The sequence below is a fragment of the Streptomyces cinnabarinus genome (genome assembly GCF_027270315.1).
Classification (GTDB): Bacteria; Actinomycetota; Actinomycetes; order Streptomycetales; family Streptomycetaceae; genus Streptomyces; species Streptomyces cinnabarinus.
The window spans coordinates 7038563-7055179 of sequence record NZ_CP114413.1 but is presented as its reverse complement, the minus strand read 5'-3'; the positions used below and the strand labels follow the sequence as shown (position 1 = coordinate 7055179).

The following is a 16617-nucleotide window of genomic DNA, read 5'->3' as shown; positions in this document are numbered from 1 at the left end:
CGACCAGCCTTCAAGACCTTCCGAGACCTGGAGTCCGATGTCTTTCCGCACCACCACCTACGTCGAGGACGTCTCACCGGGCCGCGGGGCCCTGCCGCCCCGCACCCGGTACGCGTCCTCCGACGCGAAGTCCCTCTCACTCAACGGCCGTTGGAGCTTCCGGCTGTCGGCGACGGCGGACGCCGAGGACGACTCCTTCGCCGCCGAGGGGTACGACGCCACGGACTGGGCACCGGTGACGGTTCCCGGCCACTGGGTCCTCCAGGGGCACGGTTCCCCCATCTACACCAACCACCTCTACCCCTTCCCGGTGGACCCGCCGTACGTCCCGACGGACAACCCCACCGGCGACCACCTGCGCCGCTTCGACCTCCCCGAGGACTGGCCCGCGGACGGGGACGCGACGATCCGCTTCGACGGCGTGGAGTCCTGCGCCCGGGTCTGGCTGAACGGCACCGAGCTGGGCGAGTTCAAGGGCTCCCGGCTGCCGCACGAGTTCGCGGTCGGGCACCTGCTGAAGGCGGGCGGCAATGTGCTGGCCGTCCGGGTCCACCAGTGGTCCGCGGGCTCGTACCTGGAGGACCAGGACCAGTGGTGGCTGCCCGGCATCTTCCGCGACGTCACCCTGCTGAACCGCCCGGCGGGCGCCGTCGGCGACTTCTTCGTGCACGCCTCCTACGACCATGTCGGGGGCGCGGGCACGCTGCGGGTGGACTCGGCGGCCGAGGGCCGGGTGACCGTGCCGGAGCTGGGTCTCGACCTCGCGACCGGGGAGTCGGCGACGGTGCCGGTGGAGCCGTGGACCGCCGAGACGCCCCGGCTGTACGACGGGGTGCTGGCCACCGAGGGCGAGCGGGTCCCGCTCAGGATCGGCTTCCGCACGGTCGTGCTCGAAGACGGCCTGATCAAGGTCAACGGCACGGCGCTCCTCTTCAAGGGCGTCAACCGGCACGAGTGGCACCCGGAGCACGGCCGCGCGCTGGACCTGGCGACCATGCGCGAGGACGTGCTGCTGATGAAGCGGCACAACCTCAACGCGGTCCGCACCTCCCACTACCCGCCGCACCCCGCCTTCCTGGATCTCTGCGACGAGCTGGGCCTGTGGGTCATCGACGAGTGCGATCTGGAGACCCACGGCTTCACCGAGCAGGACTGGCGCGACAACCCCGTCGACGACGACCGCTGGACCCCGGCCCTGCTGGACCGCGCGGCCCGGATGGTCGAGCGGGACAAGAACCATCCGTCGGTGATCCTCTGGTCGCTGGGCAACGAGGCCGGCACCGGGCGCGGCCTGACCGCGATGGCGGAGTGGATCCGTGGCCGCGACCCCGACCGCCTGGTGCACTACGAGGGCGACGGGGACTGCCGGGACACGGATGTGTACTCGCGGATGTACGCCTTCCACGACGAGGTCGAGCGGATCGGGCGGGGCCTGGACGGCGGCACCCGCAAACGGCGCGAACTCCCCTTCATCCAGTGCGAGTACGCCCACGCCATGGGCAACGGTCCGGGCGGACTCGCCGACTACCAGGAGCTGTTCGAACGGTACGAGCGGCTCCAGGGCGGCTTCGTCTGGGAGTGGATCGACCACGGCATCCGCCACCCCGAGCTGGGCTACGCCTACGGCGGCGACTTCGGCGAGGAACTGCACGACGGCAACTTCGTCTGCGACGGGCTGGTCTTCCCCGACCGGACGCCGTCCCCGGGTCTGGTCGAGTACAAGAAGGTCATCGAGCCGGTCCGCTTCGAGGGCGACGGCGCCGACGGCACCGTACGCCTGGTCAATCGGTACGACTTCGCCGATCTGTCCGGGCTCGCGCTGGAGTGGGCGTACGAGGTGGACGGCCTGGCGGTGGAGGCGGGCACGCTGGCGATGCCGCGGCTGGCGCCGGGTGCCTCGGCCGATGTGAAACTGCCCGAAGCCCCCGCCCACGGCCGGGGCGGCGAGGCGCTCTGGACGGTGCGGGCGGTGCTGGCCGAGGACACCGCGTGGGCGCCGCAGGGGCATGAGGTGGCCTGGGTCCAACTCCCGGTCACCGAGCGGGTGAAGCCCTCGGTGGCGGCGGGCGTCGCGCCCGTCTCGGGCGAGCGGATCGTCCGCCTCGGCCCGGGCGCCTTCGACGCCCGTACCGGCGCGCTGCTGCGGGTCGGCGGCGTCGAGGTGGGCGCGCCCCGGCTGGACGTGTGGCGGGCGCCCACCGACAACGACGACGGCGCCGAGTGGCAGACGGACCTCCGCCACGGGCTGCTGTGGCGGAAGTTCGGCCTGCACCGCATGCAACACCGGCTGGACGGCGTGGAGTCGGGCACCGACGCGCTGACGGTACGGACCCGGGTGGCGCCCGCCGCCTGGGAGATCGGCCTGGACACGGTGTACCGCTGGACCACCGACGGCGATCGGCTGCGGCTGACGGTGTCGGTGACCCCCCAGGGCGACTGGACGGTGCCGCTCCCCCGGCTCGGCGTCCGGTTCGCCCTGGCCGGGGCCGACGCGGTGCGCTGGCTCGGGGGCGGTCCGGGTGAGGCTTACCCCGACTCCAAGTCAGCGTCCAGGCTGGGCCGTTGGGAGTCCACGGTGGACGGCCTCCAGACCCCGTACGTCCGCCCGCAGGAGAACGGCGCCCGCGCCGACGTGCGCTGGGTGGAGCTGGGCGGACTGCGGATCGAGGGCGACCCGGAGTTCTGGTTCACCGCCCGCCGCTGGACCACCGAGCAGCTCGAAGCAGCGCGGCACCTGACCGACCTCACGCCGGGCGACCGGGTCTGGGTCAACCTCGACCACGGACAGCACGGCATCGGCTCCCAGTCCTGCGGCCCCGGCCCGCTGCCGCGCTACTTCCTGCGGGCCGAACCGGCACAGTTCTCGTTCGTCTTCTCGGAGGTGAGCTGAGCGGCGCCATCGAGGTCCGGGCAGTCACCCGGACCTTCCGCACCACGGCTACACCGGGGTGAACGGCTGACCAGGGGGCGGGGTCAGCTCCGCCCAGTGGTCGGCGAGTGCCGGGACGGGCTGGGGGACGGGACCGAGTCCGCCGTGGTGCGGGGTGTCGAGATCGTGCACCGCGTCCTGGACCGCGCGTTCGGACAGGGCCGGGGGCGGGGCGGGCAGGGTGTAGTGGACGGTGTGGCCGCCGTCGGTGTCGGCGTGGTGCGGGACGGGCGTGTAGCCGTTCCAGTCGATGCCGTTGAGGCGGTGTATCTGGTCGGCCCAGTGCTGCGCGTCGCGCAGTTCGCCGTGGCGCAGATGGTGCAGGTACAGACAGAGCGCCGCGGTGACGCTGCCCGCACCGGCGGCGTACTGCCACCAGAACTGGGCGCCCTCCTCCTGTCCGGCGAGATGGAGCAGACAGGCGAAGGGCAGGGCGCCGTCGGGGTCGCGGCTGGCGTCGAAGGCGGTGATGCGGCGGGCGGCACCGTCGTGATGGACGGTGCCGCGGCACAGCAGACGCAGATCGCGCGCCGCCTGGTCGTGCAGCGCGGCGGGCGCCGGACGGTCCTGTCCGGCGCCGCTCGGCAGGGCGGAGAAGAACCGCACCCAGCGCAGCTCGTGCAGCTGACGGGCCAGGCGGTGCCGGGCGGACTCCAGGTCGGCGTGGGTGTACTCGCCCCGGAAGACACGCGCGCGGCGCAAGGCCTCCTCGATGCTGCGCGGGGTGCGGCTCATGCGTGGGTCACTCCTTGTCGTCGTCGGGGGTGGCGTCGGACCGGTACCCCATGGCGGCGGCCAGCCGGTGTTTGGCGGTACGGCGGGTGGAGCGGACGGTGGCCTCGCTGATGCCCATGATCAGGGCGGTGTCACGGGTGGCGAAGCCGAGGGCGTCGCGCAGCACGAGCACGTCGAACTGACGCTCGCTGAGCCGGGTCATCCCCCGGTACAGCCCCATGCCCTCCTCCAACTCCGCGAACTGCTCGCCGTATTCGGCATGGAAGGTGGAGCGGAAGGCGCCGAGCAGGGGTGCGCTGGCGGCGCTGATGGCGCGGGCGAAGGCGAGCGTCTCGGTGGTGGCGGGGCTACGGCCCTGCGCGGCGAGTTCGCCGTGCACGCGCCGCTTGAACAGGGCCCAGGCGAATCCGCCGGGGTTGTCCATGACCTCCAGACGGCCCCAGATGGTGGCCAGATGGACGAAGGTGGTGTCCACCAGCCGGCGGGCGGCGGTGGCGTCGCCGAGGTGGATCCGGCCGTACTCCAGGCAGGCCCGGTCGTAGCGGGCCTGGAACGCCCAGAACTCGGGGGGCATGACGGATCGGTGGGTGCGGGTCGTGGGTCCTGCGGGGTCGGGGGCGGGACTGGTCATCGGCGGCCTCCGGGGGTCGGGGTGGCCGTGGTCACGGGGGACTGGGGCTGATCGCTCAGGGCGGATGCCCCAATGCGGACTCCGGCGCCGAGGAGGCGTCGCACTAAGAACCACACGTCGGGCGCGTAGGAGCGCGCCGCGGCGGCGATGGCCAGCACGAGGCCGGCTACGTCGTAGTTCACAGTGGGTGTTTTCCTTCACTTTCCGACGGTGCCGTACCGCTCCGTCCCCCGTGTCGTTGCGGGCCGGACACCTGGAGCCTGGTTGCTCTGGAAAACAGATAAGCGGATCCCACCCGCCAAACGTGCAGCCCGCCGAGCAGATCTTCCTGACGGAAGGTACCCCTCCGCCTACTGTCGGGTATCCCCGCCTTTGCGCCCGCTCACCTCTCACGCCCCCGAGCTGGGGTTCCGTCGAATCCGATGAACTCCGACCACCGTTTGCGCGAACGTGACACACCAGCAACTACTTTGACGGTGTGTCACAGATCACGTTTGGTCGTTGCTGATACCAATGCGCCGGTTCGGGCTCAGTGGTCCGCGCAGCACGGGGTCGGGTCCCGCACCTCGAAGGGGACCAGGACCCCGCCCACCGCGGGCATCGCGGAGAGCACCAGGGCGCCGTCCTGCCAGTGCGGGCGGACGTGGTCGCGGGTCATGAGGCGGGTGTCCGGGCGCGGGGGTTCCGCGGCGCCCAGGACCGTCACACGGTCGATCGCGGAGCGGTCGAGCAGCTCCGTGATCGTCAGCGTGCCGGTGAGCGCCGCGGAGCCGGGGTACGCCACGGCACGGCCGACGGCGTCGGGGACGCCGTCGCGCACCTCGTGACCCTGGCCGGTGAGCGCCTCCCGGGCGGTGCGCAGGAGGGGCTCGGACGGCCAGGTGAAGGACAGCGCGACCCGCGGCCGGTCCCCGCGCACCAGGTGCGTGCAGCCGAACGCACCCTCGGGGAGGGTGAGTTCGGCGGCCAGCCGGAGCAGCAGGTGATCGGCCGCGCGCAGGTCCCGCAGCTCCGGGTCGACGGTGAGGGCGTACCCCTGGGTCACGACGGCAGGACCCACACCGGGTTGGAGTAGAACCACAGGTCCACCCACGGGTCGGCGTCACCGACGACGTCGATCGCCGGACCCGCGGGGTCGACCGCGGCGCCCCTCGCGCCGACCGCGGACCGGTTCCCGTCGGTGCCGCGCAGCCGGACGTACAACGGGCGGTCCACCCGGCCGAGTTCGTAGGTGAGGCGGACGGTGCCGGACGCCTTGTCCACCTCGTAGGACTTGACGACCTTGGCGGTCGGCGCGGTGAGGGTGTCCCGGTCGGACGCGGCACCGGTCATGTCGCCCTGGATGACGTCGACGCGCGCCAGCTTGGGCAGGAAGCCCGCCCAGTTGGGGCCGTCGGCCGGCGCGATGTCCACGCTCAGCGTGACCTTCGTGCCCTTCTTCACGTGCAGCGCGCCGCCCAGCGTGGCCCAGCGGCTGCCGCCGGCGACCCGGACGTCGAGGCCGCTGATCAGCTGGCCGTGGTCGACCCAGATCCGCCCGGCCCGGATGCCGTCCATGACGGCGGCGTAGGAGAAGCCGTCGGCGCCGACGTGCGTACGGCTGTACTGGCCGGGCCAGTAGTCGCCCTGGGTGACGTCGATCTTGCCGCCATAGACCGGGTCGTCGTAGCGGCCGTTGGTGTTGAAGTCGCCGCCGCCGCGACCGGCGGTGTCGGCGTAGACCTGGTGGGAGTCGGAGTTGGCGGTGATCCACCAGGGCTTGCCCTCGGCGAGGAGGCTGTCCCACAGGCCGCCGACGGTCGCCGTCATCCAGTCGAAGCCGCCCCAGGTGCGGTAGCTCTCCGGCGGGTACCCCGCGTAGGAGTTGGCGCTGGGGTTGTTGTCGTAGATGCCGCGGGCGCGGGCCATGCCGAGCGGGGCAGGCAGACCCGCGGCCTGGTGGCCGGGGGCGCCCTCGAAGCCGACGGCGATCTGGCGGTCCGCGCCGGTGGCGTCCCGCCAGCCGCGGATCTCGTGCGGGGAGTCGACGCCGCGCCGCGCCGGGTGGTTGGCGAGCATCAGCGCGTCCTTGACCTTGCGCCGCTGCACTTGCTCCGCGAGGAAGTTCAGGCCCGCGATGGCGAGGGCCTCGTTGGCGGGCGTGGAGTCGGAGGCGCCCTTGACGCTGCCGTCGTAGTCCGTCTCGAACTGCTTGAGGACGGAGACCTCGTTCCTGCCCGGGTGGACGAAGACCGTGCCGTGCTCGGCGGCCGGGATGTTCCACTCCAGGCCCTGGAAGACGAGGGTGTCCTCGTAGGCCGAGCGGGCCTCCTGGATGTCCGGGTTGACCTTCTCGACACCGATCTTGGCGTGCGTGGTGCTGCCGTGGTCGGTGATGACCAGCCAGTCCATACCGTGCTTGGCGCCCTGACGGACCTGGTCGACGACCCGGTACTTGCCGTCACTGCTGTACTGGGTGTGGATGTGGTGGTCACCGGCCAGCCACAGGAAGCCCTTGCTCCGGCGGGTGCGGCTGACACCGTTGTCAGCGGCGGCGGCCGGGGTCTGACCGGCCAGCACACTGCCGGCGGCGAGACCCGCGCCGAGCAGGCCCGCGCGGCGCAGCAGCGAACGGCGCGACTGCTGCTCGGGGGTGAGCGCCTCATCGGGGACGTTGACGTCGAAGGCGGCGGGCAGCGGCGTCACCTCCGCGTGGTGGTGGTCGTGGTCGTGTCCGTGGTGATGGTGGTGGTGATGATGCCCGTGGCCCATGACGCCCTCCCAGTTGCCGCCGACTGCCCGCGGCCGACTCCGCGGCGCGATCACGCCGCGTGTGGAGGATCGAGGCGAAACATGAACGCTGAACAAGCAACGTGCAGCCGTCGAGTGCCCCCCACACGGCGGAACCCCCACGCCCCTCACAGATTCCCCAACTAATGTTGCACGTAACACCAGTTGACATCGAACCTGAGCTCCGTTCAGCTTCACTGGCAACCGCTTGCTACCACTCACCTCTCCCTCACCCCACGGAGCCACCCCCACCATGAGACGAGTCCTCGGTACCCTCGCGGCCGCCGCGCTGGCCCTCACCGGCCTCGCCGCCGCCCCCGCGGAAGCGGCCACTTCCGGCACCTTCGACGTCCTGACCTACAACATCGCGGGCCTCCCCCTCGGCCTCGGCGACAGCGACCCCGAGACCAACACCCCGCTGATCGGTCAGCGCCTCGGCACGTACGACCTGGTCAATGTGCAGGAGGACTTCAACTACCACGCCTCCCTGTACGCCAACGACACCCACCCCCACCGCACCGCGACCAGCGGCGGCGCGGGCCTCGGCGACGGCCTCAACACCCTGTCCGACCACGCCTTCGAGGACTTCGAGCGGGTCGACTGGAACGACTGCACCAACGCGGACTGTCTGACCCCGAAGGGCTTCACGCTGGCCCGGGTCCGGCTCGCCGAGGGCGTCTTCGTGGACCTGTACAACGTCCACACCAACGCCGACACCACGGACGCGGCGCTCGCCGCCCGCCGCGCCAACATCGAGCAGCTGTCGGACTTCATCCAGGCCAACTCGGCCGGGAACGCGGTGATCGTCATGGGCGACACCAACACCCGGTACACGCGCGCGGGTGACAACATCCGCACCCTGCTGTCGGAGAACGGTCTCACCGACCCGTGGGTCGACCTGGTCAAGGGCGGTACGGCGCCCGCGCAGGGCAGCGAGGCGCTGGTCTGCGACGCGGCGGCGCCGACGAACGACTGCGAGGTCGTCGACAAGGTCCTCTACCGGGGCAGCGACCTCGTCTCGCTCAACGCCACCCGCTACAACAACGAGTGGGCGTCCTTCCTGCGCTCCGATGGTGAGCACCTCTCCGACCACTTCCCGCACTCGGTCGATTTCTCCTACACCGTCAACTCCTCGCTGCGGGCGAGCGACTTCTTCGGCGGCCCGCACGGCACGGCCTTCAACGACGCGGACGACCTCCCCACCACGCCCGCTCCCCACACCCTCACCCTGCGCGGCGGTTCCCGCCTCGACGCGGTGGCGCTCGCCCACGACGGCGGTACGACGCTGAGCCACGGCGGGACCGGCGGCACCGCGGCCTCGCTGACCCTTGCCTCCGGTGAGCACCTCACCTCGGTGAAGCTGACGCAAGGCCAGAAGGACGGCCGTACCCGGATCTTCTCGGCCGCCTTCGGCACCGACAAGGGGCGGAGCGTGACCGCCGGTACGGCGACGTCCGAAGCGAAGACCTTCACGGCGCCGTCGGGCTGGCAGATCGTGGGCTTCACGGGGCGGTCCGGGGATGAGATCGACAAGTTGGGGGTGCTGTACGCGCCGATCGGCTGAGTGCGGGAGGGGGCTGCGGAGTCGGTCCGCGGCCCCCTCATTCGTTGCGCAGCACCTCCGCCACCGTCAGCCGCCCCGCCCGCCGGGCCGGGACCAGCGCCCCCAGTACCGCGATGACGACCCCGGCGAGGGCCAGGCCCGCGAGCGCCGGGGCCTGCCAGACGTCCGTCATGTAGCCGGGCAGGGTGATGTCCACGGCGTCCGCCATGCGCGGCACGACCAGCTCGTGCCCGGCGATGCCGAGCGGTACGCCGAGCAGGGAGCCGAGCGCCCCGAGCACCGCCATCGAGGTCACCGTCATCGCCGTGACCTGGGCCGGAGTCATGCCGATGGACTTCAGCATGCCCAGGTCCCGGCGCCGGTCATGGGTGTTGAGGACAACGGTTTTGAAGACGCCCAGCGCGGCGACCAGGGTGAGCATCAGGGTGAGTGCGGTGGCGGAGCCGATGATGGTCTGGGTGACGGAGTTGGAGCCGGTCGGGGTCGGGGAGACACCCGGGTCGGCGGCGCGCGCGGCCCGCGCGTAGGCGTCCGGGTCGGCTCCGTCGCGCAGCCGCACGTGGTAGGCGATGGGGTCCTCGCCGGGCGCCAGGGCCCGCAGCGTCGCCCAATCGGCAATGATCAGCTGGGAGTTGCTCTCCATCGCCTCCCCGACCACGAGCACCCGTTCGCTGCGGTCGCCGCGCTCCAGACGCAGGTGGTCGCCGACGCGCAGTCCGTTCTGGCGCAGGAAGGCGGATCCGGCGACGATCTCGCCGGAGGCCCGCGTCCAGCGGCCCTCGGTGAGCACGGTGTCCAGGCGTGGCCGGTCGCCCCGGCGTCCCTCCAGCATCACCTCGTGCGAGGAGCCGGCCATCCGGACGTCGACATCGGCCCGCGCGGTGACCTCCCGCGCCCCTGGCAGCCCGGCCAGCAGGTCGTGCAGCGCCCGGTCGTCGTGCGAGGGCAGGACCTCCCGGCCGTCCTTGAAGTTACTGGCGTACACCGTGACCTGGTAGGCGTCGCGGCCCGCGGTCCCGAACCGCTCCATGGTGGTGGCGAGGCCGGTCGCGAAGGTGACGGTCGCCGCCCCGAGGACCACCGCGGCCAGGGTGAGCGCGCTGCGTCCCGGGCGGGCGAACGGCAACCCCACACCGAGGCTCACCGCCCGGGGCAACCGGCTCCCGGCCAGCCGCCGTTGGACGCCGAGTGCCCGCCCGGTCCGTGGTGCGCTGCCCGCGCTGATCGCCCGCGCCGCGGACATCCGGTGCGCGCGCAACGCCGGTGCGAGGGCGGCCAGTACGCACACCGCGGGCATGCCGAGCAGGGCGAGGACGTTGACCCAGGCGGGGACGGTCACACTGTCGTGGAAGATCCCGGCATCCGGCCCGGTGAACACGAACTCGAAGAAGGGGCGCGCCAGCAGATTGCCCACGGCCGTGCCCAGGGCACAGCCCAGGACCGCCGGGACGGAGATCATCGTGAGGTACACGGCGACGACCTGCCCCGGCGTGAACCCGATGGACTTCAGTACGCCGATGTGCCGGAGCCCGGAGATCACGGCGCCGCTGACGACGTTGGCGATGATGAGCACGGCCACCGCGATCCCGAGGATCCCGAAGGCCATCAGATAGGGCGTGTACGCCCGTGCCGCGCTGCTCACCCGGTCCTTGAGGGTGAGGTAGGACCGGGAGGCGGTGAGCGCGTCCGCGGGGAGCGCCTCCGTCACCGTGGCGAGCGAGGAGCGCAGCCGGTCCTCGGAGGAGGCGTCGGTGAAGCGGAACAGCAGCTGCGTGGTCTTCGGGCCGAGGGCGGCGGCCTGTTCGGGGGTGACCCAGGCGTCGGCGGTGCGGCTGAGGTCGAAGGCGAATCCGACGATGGTGAGCCGGGGGCCGGAGGGGACCTGAAGGGACTTGCCGAGGTCGTCCGCGGCCCAGTCGGAGTCCCGGTTGAGGACGATCTCGCCGGGGCGCGTCGGCCAGCGGCCCGCCCACACGTCGAGCCGGTCCACGGGGGCGTCGGGTCCGGCCCGGCCCACCACCGTGATCTCGCTGCCGAGGCCGAAGTTCATGGAGTTCTGCGGCAGTGCGACCGAGACCTCGGCGTAGGGACCGGCGACGGCCTCGACCCCGGGCTGCCGGGCCGCACGCGCGAGTGCCGCGTCGGACACCGTGTCCCGGTCGAAGGCGGCGACGACATGCGGGCCGCGCTGCTTGCCGAACGCCTTGTCGAAGGGGGCCGAGGCGGCATCGACCAGGCCGAGGGCGACCACCATCGCCGCCGTGGAGGTAAGGGTGACCAGCGCGATCACCAGCGTCTGGAGCCTGCGCCGCCGTACCGCCGCGCGCGCGGCCCGCCAGACCGCCCTCATGCGGACGGCTCCAGGCTGTGCTCGCCGGCGACCCGGCCGTCGGCGAACTCGACGATCCGGCTAGCGCAGCGCCGGGCCAGATGCGCGTCGTGGGTGACCAGGACGAGGGTCTGACCGATCTGGTTGAGGTCGATCAGCAGGTCCATCACCTGCTCGCCCGAGCGGCTGTCCAGGGCGCCGGTCGGCTCGTCGGCCAGCAGCAGGGCGGGGCGGTTCATCAACGCCCTTGCCACGGCGACGCGTTGCCGCTCGCCGCCGCTGAGCACCGCCGGGTAGGCGTTGCGCCGGTCGGCGATCCCGAGCTCCTCGAAGAGCTCCAGGGCGCGGCGGCGGGCCTGGCGGGCCGGGCTGCCGGTCAACTGGGCGGCGAGGGCGACGTTGTCGAGCGCCGAGAGGTCGTCGATGAGATTGAAGAACTGGAAGATCATGCCGATCCGGCGCCGCCGGTACAGCGCGAGCCCCTTCTCCGACAGTTCCCCCACACTCTCCCCGTGCACGACGACCGACCCGGCACTCGGCCGGTCGAGCCCCGCGATCATGTTGAGCAGCGTCGACTTTCCGCACCCCGAGGGCCCCATCACCGCCACGGCCTCCCCCGCCGCGATCCGCAGCGACACCCCGTCCAACGCCGTGGTCTCGCCATACTCCTTGCGCACTCCGTCGAGTCGTACGACGACCCCGCTGTCCTCTGTGACCATGGCGAGGACGCTACGGGGCACTGCGGTTGCGGGCATCCGTCCCCGGATGGCAGTCGGCGGCCCGTCTCATCCCTGGGATGCAGGCCCTGCATCTCCCGGCCGATGCACACCGGTCGGCCGTCTGCCAAGGTGAACTCGTGTGGGAGTCAATGGTGCTGGTGGCGGCGGGTGCGGCCGTGCTGGGTCTTTCGGTGGCGCTGATCCGGACGCGCCGCCGGTGGCGGGCCGCGGTCGGTGAGCGGGGCTGGCTGCTGGAGCGTGAGCGGGAGACCGCCGCGCAGGCCGCCGTCACGGCCGAACGGGACCGTATCGCACGGGAGTTGCACGACATCGTGAGTCACAACGTCAGCCTGATGGTGGTGCAGGCGAGTGCGGCCAGGGAGGTGCTCGGCACCATGCCGGACGAGGCGGCGACGGCCCTGCGCGCGGTGGAGGACGCGGGACGCGGGGCGATGACGGACCTGCGCCATCTGCTCGGTGTACTGGCGCCGTCGCCGGACGGGGAGGACGTCGAGGAGGATGAGGGCGGTACAGCGACGGTCCAGGTCCCACAGCCCGGACTCGACCGGCTCGGCACACTCGTCGACCGGGTCTCCTTCGCCGGACTGCCGGTCGAGGTACGGATCTCCGGCGAGCCGCGCCCGCTGCCGCAGGGGGTGGACGTGACGGCGTACCGCATCGTCCAGGAGGCCCTGACCAACGCCCTGCGGCACGGCGACGGCGGCAAGGCCGAGGTCACCGTGCGGTACGCCGATCACGCCCTGCGCGTCGAGGTCCTCAACACCGGCCCGAGCGTGCTGACCGGCGAGGCCCCGCCCCGGCCGGTAGGGCAAGGGCAGGGGGCGGGGCGCGGGCTGCTGGGGCTGCGGGAGCGGGTCGCGGTGTACGGCGGTGACCTGGACGCCCGGCGCCGGCTCGGCGGCGGTTACCGGGTCCGGGCGCGCATCCCGCTGGACCGCCCGTGACGGGGCCCCGGGTCCTGGTCGTCGACGACCAGACGCTGATCCGCACCGGCTTCCGGCTGATCCTGACCGCCCGGGGCATCGAGGTGGCGGGCGAGGCCGCGGACGGTGCGGAGGCGGTGTCGCTGGCCCGCGAGCTGAGACCGGACGTGGTCCTGATGGACATCCGGATGCCGACGATGGACGGCCTGGAGGCGACCCGCCGGATCCTCCAGGAGGCGCCGGAGTGCCGGGTGCTGATGCTGACCACCTTCGACCTGGACCACTACGTCTACACGGCCCTGTCGATCGGGGCGAGCGGCTTCCTGCTCAAGGACGTCACCCCGGCACACCTGGCGGCCGCGGTACGCCTGGTCGACTCCGGCGACGCGCTGCTGGCCCCGTCCATCACTCGCCGCCTGGTGGAGCGCTTCGCCTCGGCGGCCCCCACGCCCGCGCCGCCCGCCTCCCTGTCGGCGCTCACCCCACGGGAGCTGGAGGTCCTGACGCTGCTGGGCCGGGGCCTGTCCAACACAGAGCTGGCCGGGCACCTGACCCTCAGCGAGGCGACGGTGAAGTCCCATGTGGCGCGCATCTTCTCGAAGCTGGCCCTGCGTGACCGGGCGCAGGCGGTGGTGCTGGCGTACGAGACGGGTCTGGTGCAGCCGGGAGCGACCTGAGCCGCCGGCGGATCCCTAAGGGTCTTAGCTTGTAGGCTAGTGCCCCCAGTATTGGAGGTCACCGATGCCCCGCGCGGGTCTCACCGCTGACCGCATCACCGCGGCCGCCGCCGATCTGGCCGACGAGGTCGGCTTCGACAAGGTCAGTCTGTCAGCGCTGGCGCGGCAGTTCGGCGTGAAGGACGCGAGCCTCTACTCGCATGTGCGCAACCTCCAGGACCTCCGGACGCGGATCGCGCTGCTCGCGGGCGGGGAGATGATCGACCGGATCGCCATGGCGGTCGCCGGCCGTGCGGGCAAGGACGCGCTGGCGGCCTTCGCGGACGCCTACCGCGAGTACGCCCTGGAGCACCCGGGCAGATACGCGGCGACCCAGATCCGCGTCGACCAGACCGTGCTGACGGACTCCCCCGCGCTGCGCCGCACCGCCGAGATCACCTACGGCATGCTCCGCGCCTACGGCCTGGAGGAGCCCGATCTCACCGACGCGGTACGCCTGTTGCGCAGCACCTTTCACGGCTACTGCGCCCTGGAGTCCACCGGCGCCTTCGGCGCCCCCAGGGACGTACGCCGCTCCTGGGAGCGGGCGGTCGAGGCCCTGCATGTGGCACTGGAGAACTGGCCGGGGCAGTCGCTACACCACTAGCCCCTGCACTTGGGCGTACGTCGGTGTCCCGCCGCACGGAGTCCGCCCGGCCCGGATGTCGGTGGCCGTCTCCACCGCCGCGCCGAGCGCCCGCCGGTAGAGCAGCGAGCCCAGGCTGACGCGGCGGACGCCGAGGTCGGCGAGGTGGGAGAGAGCCGGGCCGGTGGGTGAGTACAGGATGTTCAGGGGGGCGTGGAGGTGTCGGACCAGGGTGGCGATGCGCGCGGGGTCGGACAGCCCGGGGACGAACACTCCGTCGGCGCCCGCCTGTTGGTAGGCGTCGAGCCGACGCAGCGTGTCCCGTTCGTCCCCCTCCCCCAGCCAGTGGGTGTCGGTGCGCGCGTTGACGAACAGGTCCGGTGCCGCCTTCTTCACGGCCGCGATCTTCGCCGCGTGCACCGCGGCGGATCCCGAGCCGTCCTCCAGGTTGATCCCCACGACCCCCACCACGGCCAGCTGCCGGGCGAACTCCCCCACCGCGTCCGGGTCCTGGCTGAAGCCGCCCTCCGCGTCGACGGAGAGCAGGAACGGCCCGTTGCCGAGGGTGAGGGCGAGCCGGAGGGTCTCGTCGCGTGTCACCGACGCCCCGTCCGGCAGCCCCGCCCCCGCGGCGACGGCCAGGCTCGTGGTGGCGACTGCCCCGAAGCCCTCGGCGACCAGCGCCAGGGCGGAGGCGTGGTCCCAGGCATTGGGCAGGAGCAGCGGTTCACCGGTGTGGTGGAGACGGGCGAAGGGGGTCATGACCGCACCGTAGGCCCGGGTGGCTTCGGCCCCGGCCGAACAATGACCGGAGCCGCGCCGGTGACCGTCAGCCCGCCCGCTCCGTCGCGCTCCGCAGCACGCAGAACTCGTTGCCCTCGGGGTCCGCCAGAACCGCCCAGCCCGTGCCGTCCGGGTTGCGTCGGTCGGCTTGCAGGGTGGCGCCGAGGGCGAGGACGCGGTCGATCTCCTCGTCGCGGCTGCGGTCCTCCGGCTGGAGGCAGAAATGCAGCCGGTTCTTGACGGTCTTGGCCTCCGGCACGTTGATGAAGAGCACCTTCGCCTCCTCGATCAGCACCTCCTCGTCGCCGGGCCTGTCGTCCTCGTGCACGGGCAGGTCCAGGACCTTCGACCAGAACTGGGCGAGTGCGTAGGCGTCGGTGCTGTCGACGGTGGTGTGCCGGATCACGGAAGTCATGCGCGCGATTCTCATCCGGACCCGGCACACCCGGCAACGAGATAACGGCAACCTTCCCGCCCCCGGCGGCAACCACCCGGCATGACATCAGCACGACGCACTCCGTCCCGCCACCGCCGCATCCGCGCCGCCCGGAAGCCCGCCATAGGCGCGCTCGCGGCGGCCGGACTGCTGGCGGGCGCGTGGTACGCCACGGCCGGGGCGGCGACGTCCCCCACCCTCGCCGTCACCAGCACCACCGTCAGCCTGCCCGCCAAGTTCCCCTATCTCTCCGCCGGTTACAACAACACGCGGGAGTGGACCCGTACCGCTACGGCCGTGGCGCCGAACGGGAGTCTGCGGGTGGCGTGGCCCGCCTCGGACGGGATCCATGTCACGCCGCTCACCTCGGCGGGGAAGCGGTCGGGGGCGGACACGGTGGTCAAGGGGGCCAAGGAGGTCGGGGGGCTGGTCGCGCACGACGACGGGTTCGCGCTGCTGACCCGGGTCGCCGACAGCAACAAGTGGAAGGAGACAGCGGCGGCGATCGTCCGTTACACGGGCGGCAAGAAGACCTGGTCCACCAAGCTCACGGGCACGGCCTCCCACGACACGGCCCCGCTGCTGGACGGCCAGCTCACCTGGAACGGCACCAAGTACGGCGCGTACTTCGTCGTGCACGGCGCGGGCGGCTTCGCCGACGGTCACTTCGGGGACAAGCTGTCCTACGTCAGTGCCAAGGGCAAGAAGCTGAGTGGCGGCTGGAGTTGGGGGTGCAGCCACAACGAGGGCGTCGCCCTGCACCCGGAGAAGACCGGCGCCTTCACCTCCCTCTGCTTCGACGACTGGCGCTCCGGCCTCTTCGTCTCCACCGGCATCGGCGCCCCCGACACCGCGCCGGTGGTCCAGCGGGAGCAGTGCTGGGCGGGCTACTGCGGCGGCACGTTCGCGGGCCGCACCGGCGACCTGGTGAAGTCCTCCACCGGCCGCTACGCCACCGCCTTCGCCTCCCGCGGCGCGGCCTCGGCCGCGAAGAACCCGGACGACGCGAGCGGGCGGGGGTGGACCGTGAAGCCGAAGACCAGCACGCATCAGGTGGCGGTCGTCTTTCTGAAGAACCGAAATGCAGGTCCCGGAAAGGCAATTTACCTTTCGAACACCAAGGGCACCGAACATGTGAATGTGCGCCTCGCCCCGTACGGCAAGGACCGGCTGCTGCTTTCCTGGGAATCCCTGAAGAACGCCAAGTGCGCGAAGGGCACCTGCACCGGCACCTTCGCCGGGACGCATCTGCGGCTCATCGACTGGAACGGCAAGTTCCGGAGCGCGGACAAGGTGGTCACCGCCCGGATCACCGGCGACCTGGCGGTCCAGAAGGACGGGACGCTGAACTGGGCCTACGCCCCGGTCGCACCGTCGTACAACACGACGCTCACGGGGGCGTCCCCGACCACGACGACCCTGAAGGTGGGCCGCCTCAAGCCATAGGGAGAAATGAACTTGTTTCTTCATATGCGG

The 16617-nt window shown here is 71.9% G+C and carries 14 protein-coding genes; 6 read left to right on the top strand and 8 right to left on the bottom strand.

The features are described 5' to 3' along the window. Positions 1 to 37: 37 nt before the first annotated feature. On the top strand, positions 38 to 2890 hold the full coding sequence (locus tag STRCI_RS31970) for a glycoside hydrolase family 2 TIM barrel-domain containing protein (protein WP_269662427.1): 2853 nt from the start codon (positions 38 to 40) through the stop codon (positions 2888 to 2890). 48 nt (positions 2891 to 2938) lie between these two features. Here STRCI_RS31970 and STRCI_RS31965 read toward each other — a convergent pair whose 3' ends face one another. The 4 genes from STRCI_RS31965 to STRCI_RS31950 all read right to left on the bottom strand — a co-directional run bounded on the left by STRCI_RS31965 (position 2939) and on the right by STRCI_RS31950 (position 7046). Further along, positions 2939 to 3664: a hypothetical protein gene (locus STRCI_RS31965; protein WP_269662426.1), complete on the bottom strand. Its 726-nt coding sequence runs from the start codon at positions 3662 to 3664 to the stop codon at positions 2939 to 2941. 7 nt (positions 3665 to 3671) lie between these two features. Further along, positions 3672 to 4295 (bottom strand): sigma-70 family RNA polymerase sigma factor, encoded by a 624-nt coding sequence (locus STRCI_RS31960; protein ID WP_269662425.1) that lies wholly within the window; start codon positions 4293 to 4295, stop codon positions 3672 to 3674. 529 nt (positions 4296 to 4824) lie between these two features. Continuing rightward, positions 4825 to 5340 carry a hypothetical protein gene (locus STRCI_RS31955; RefSeq protein WP_269662424.1) on the bottom strand — a complete coding sequence of 172 codons (516 nt, stop codon included), beginning with the start codon at positions 5338 to 5340 and terminating at the stop codon, positions 4825 to 4827. Next, the gene (locus STRCI_RS31950) at positions 5337 to 7046 is read right to left on the bottom strand and encodes a PHP domain-containing protein (protein WP_269662423.1); all 1710 of its coding nucleotides are present in this window, start codon (positions 7044 to 7046) and stop codon (positions 5337 to 5339) included. Before STRCI_RS31950 ends, STRCI_RS31955 begins: the two co-directional genes overlap by 4 nt. A gap of 271 nt (positions 7047 to 7317) precedes the next feature. Here STRCI_RS31950 and STRCI_RS31945 point away from each other — a divergent pair, with 271 nt between their 5' ends. Further along, on the top strand, positions 7318 to 8628 hold the full coding sequence (locus tag STRCI_RS31945; RefSeq protein ID WP_269662422.1) for a jacalin-like lectin: 1311 nt from the start codon (positions 7318 to 7320) through the stop codon (positions 8626 to 8628). 37 nt (positions 8629 to 8665) lie between these two features. Here the strand turns inward: STRCI_RS31945 and STRCI_RS31940 are convergent, their stop codons facing one another. Together STRCI_RS31940 and STRCI_RS31935 are read right to left on the bottom strand one after the other, a co-directional pair. After that, complete coding sequence (locus tag STRCI_RS31940) at positions 8666 to 10978, bottom strand: ABC transporter permease (protein ID WP_269662421.1); 2313 nt, start codon at positions 10976 to 10978, stop codon at positions 8666 to 8668. Then, positions 10975 to 11676, bottom strand: a complete 702-nt coding sequence (locus tag STRCI_RS31935) for an ABC transporter ATP-binding protein (protein ID WP_269662420.1) — start codon at positions 11674 to 11676, stop codon at positions 10975 to 10977. Before STRCI_RS31935 ends, STRCI_RS31940 begins: the two co-directional genes overlap by 4 nt. Before the next feature lie 137 nt (positions 11677 to 11813). Between STRCI_RS31935 and STRCI_RS31930 the strand changes: the two genes are divergently transcribed. The 3 genes from STRCI_RS31930 (at position 11814) to STRCI_RS31920 (ending at position 13943) form a co-directional block, all read left to right on the top strand. Further along, positions 11814 to 12641: a sensor histidine kinase gene (locus STRCI_RS31930; RefSeq protein WP_269662419.1), complete on the top strand. Its 828-nt coding sequence runs from the start codon at positions 11814 to 11816 to the stop codon at positions 12639 to 12641. Next, a complete protein-coding gene (locus STRCI_RS31925) occupies positions 12638 to 13297 on the top strand; it encodes a response regulator (protein WP_269662418.1) in 660 nt (219 codons plus the stop codon). Before STRCI_RS31930 ends, STRCI_RS31925 begins: the two co-directional genes overlap by 4 nt. A 64-nt stretch (positions 13298 to 13361) precedes the next feature. Continuing rightward, on the top strand, positions 13362 to 13943 hold the full coding sequence (locus tag STRCI_RS31920) for a TetR/AcrR family transcriptional regulator (RefSeq protein WP_269662417.1): 582 nt from the start codon (positions 13362 to 13364) through the stop codon (positions 13941 to 13943). Here the strand turns inward: STRCI_RS31920 and STRCI_RS31915 are convergent. Continuing rightward, positions 13932 to 14684, bottom strand: coding sequence for an isocitrate lyase/PEP mutase family protein (locus STRCI_RS31915; RefSeq protein WP_269662416.1), 753 nt, complete (start codon positions 14682 to 14684; stop codon positions 13932 to 13934). The genes STRCI_RS31920 and STRCI_RS31915 overlap by 12 nt on opposite strands. Positions 14685 to 14751: 67 nt before the next feature. Then, positions 14752 to 15120, bottom strand: coding sequence for a VOC family protein (locus tag STRCI_RS31910; protein WP_269662415.1), 369 nt, complete (start codon positions 15118 to 15120; stop codon positions 14752 to 14754). A gap of 81 nt (positions 15121 to 15201) precedes the next feature. Between STRCI_RS31910 and STRCI_RS31905 the strand changes: the two genes are divergently transcribed. Further along, complete coding sequence (locus tag STRCI_RS31905) at positions 15202 to 16587, top strand: hypothetical protein (RefSeq protein ID WP_269662414.1); 1386 nt, start codon at positions 15202 to 15204, stop codon at positions 16585 to 16587. Positions 16588 to 16617 lie beyond the last annotated feature (30 nt).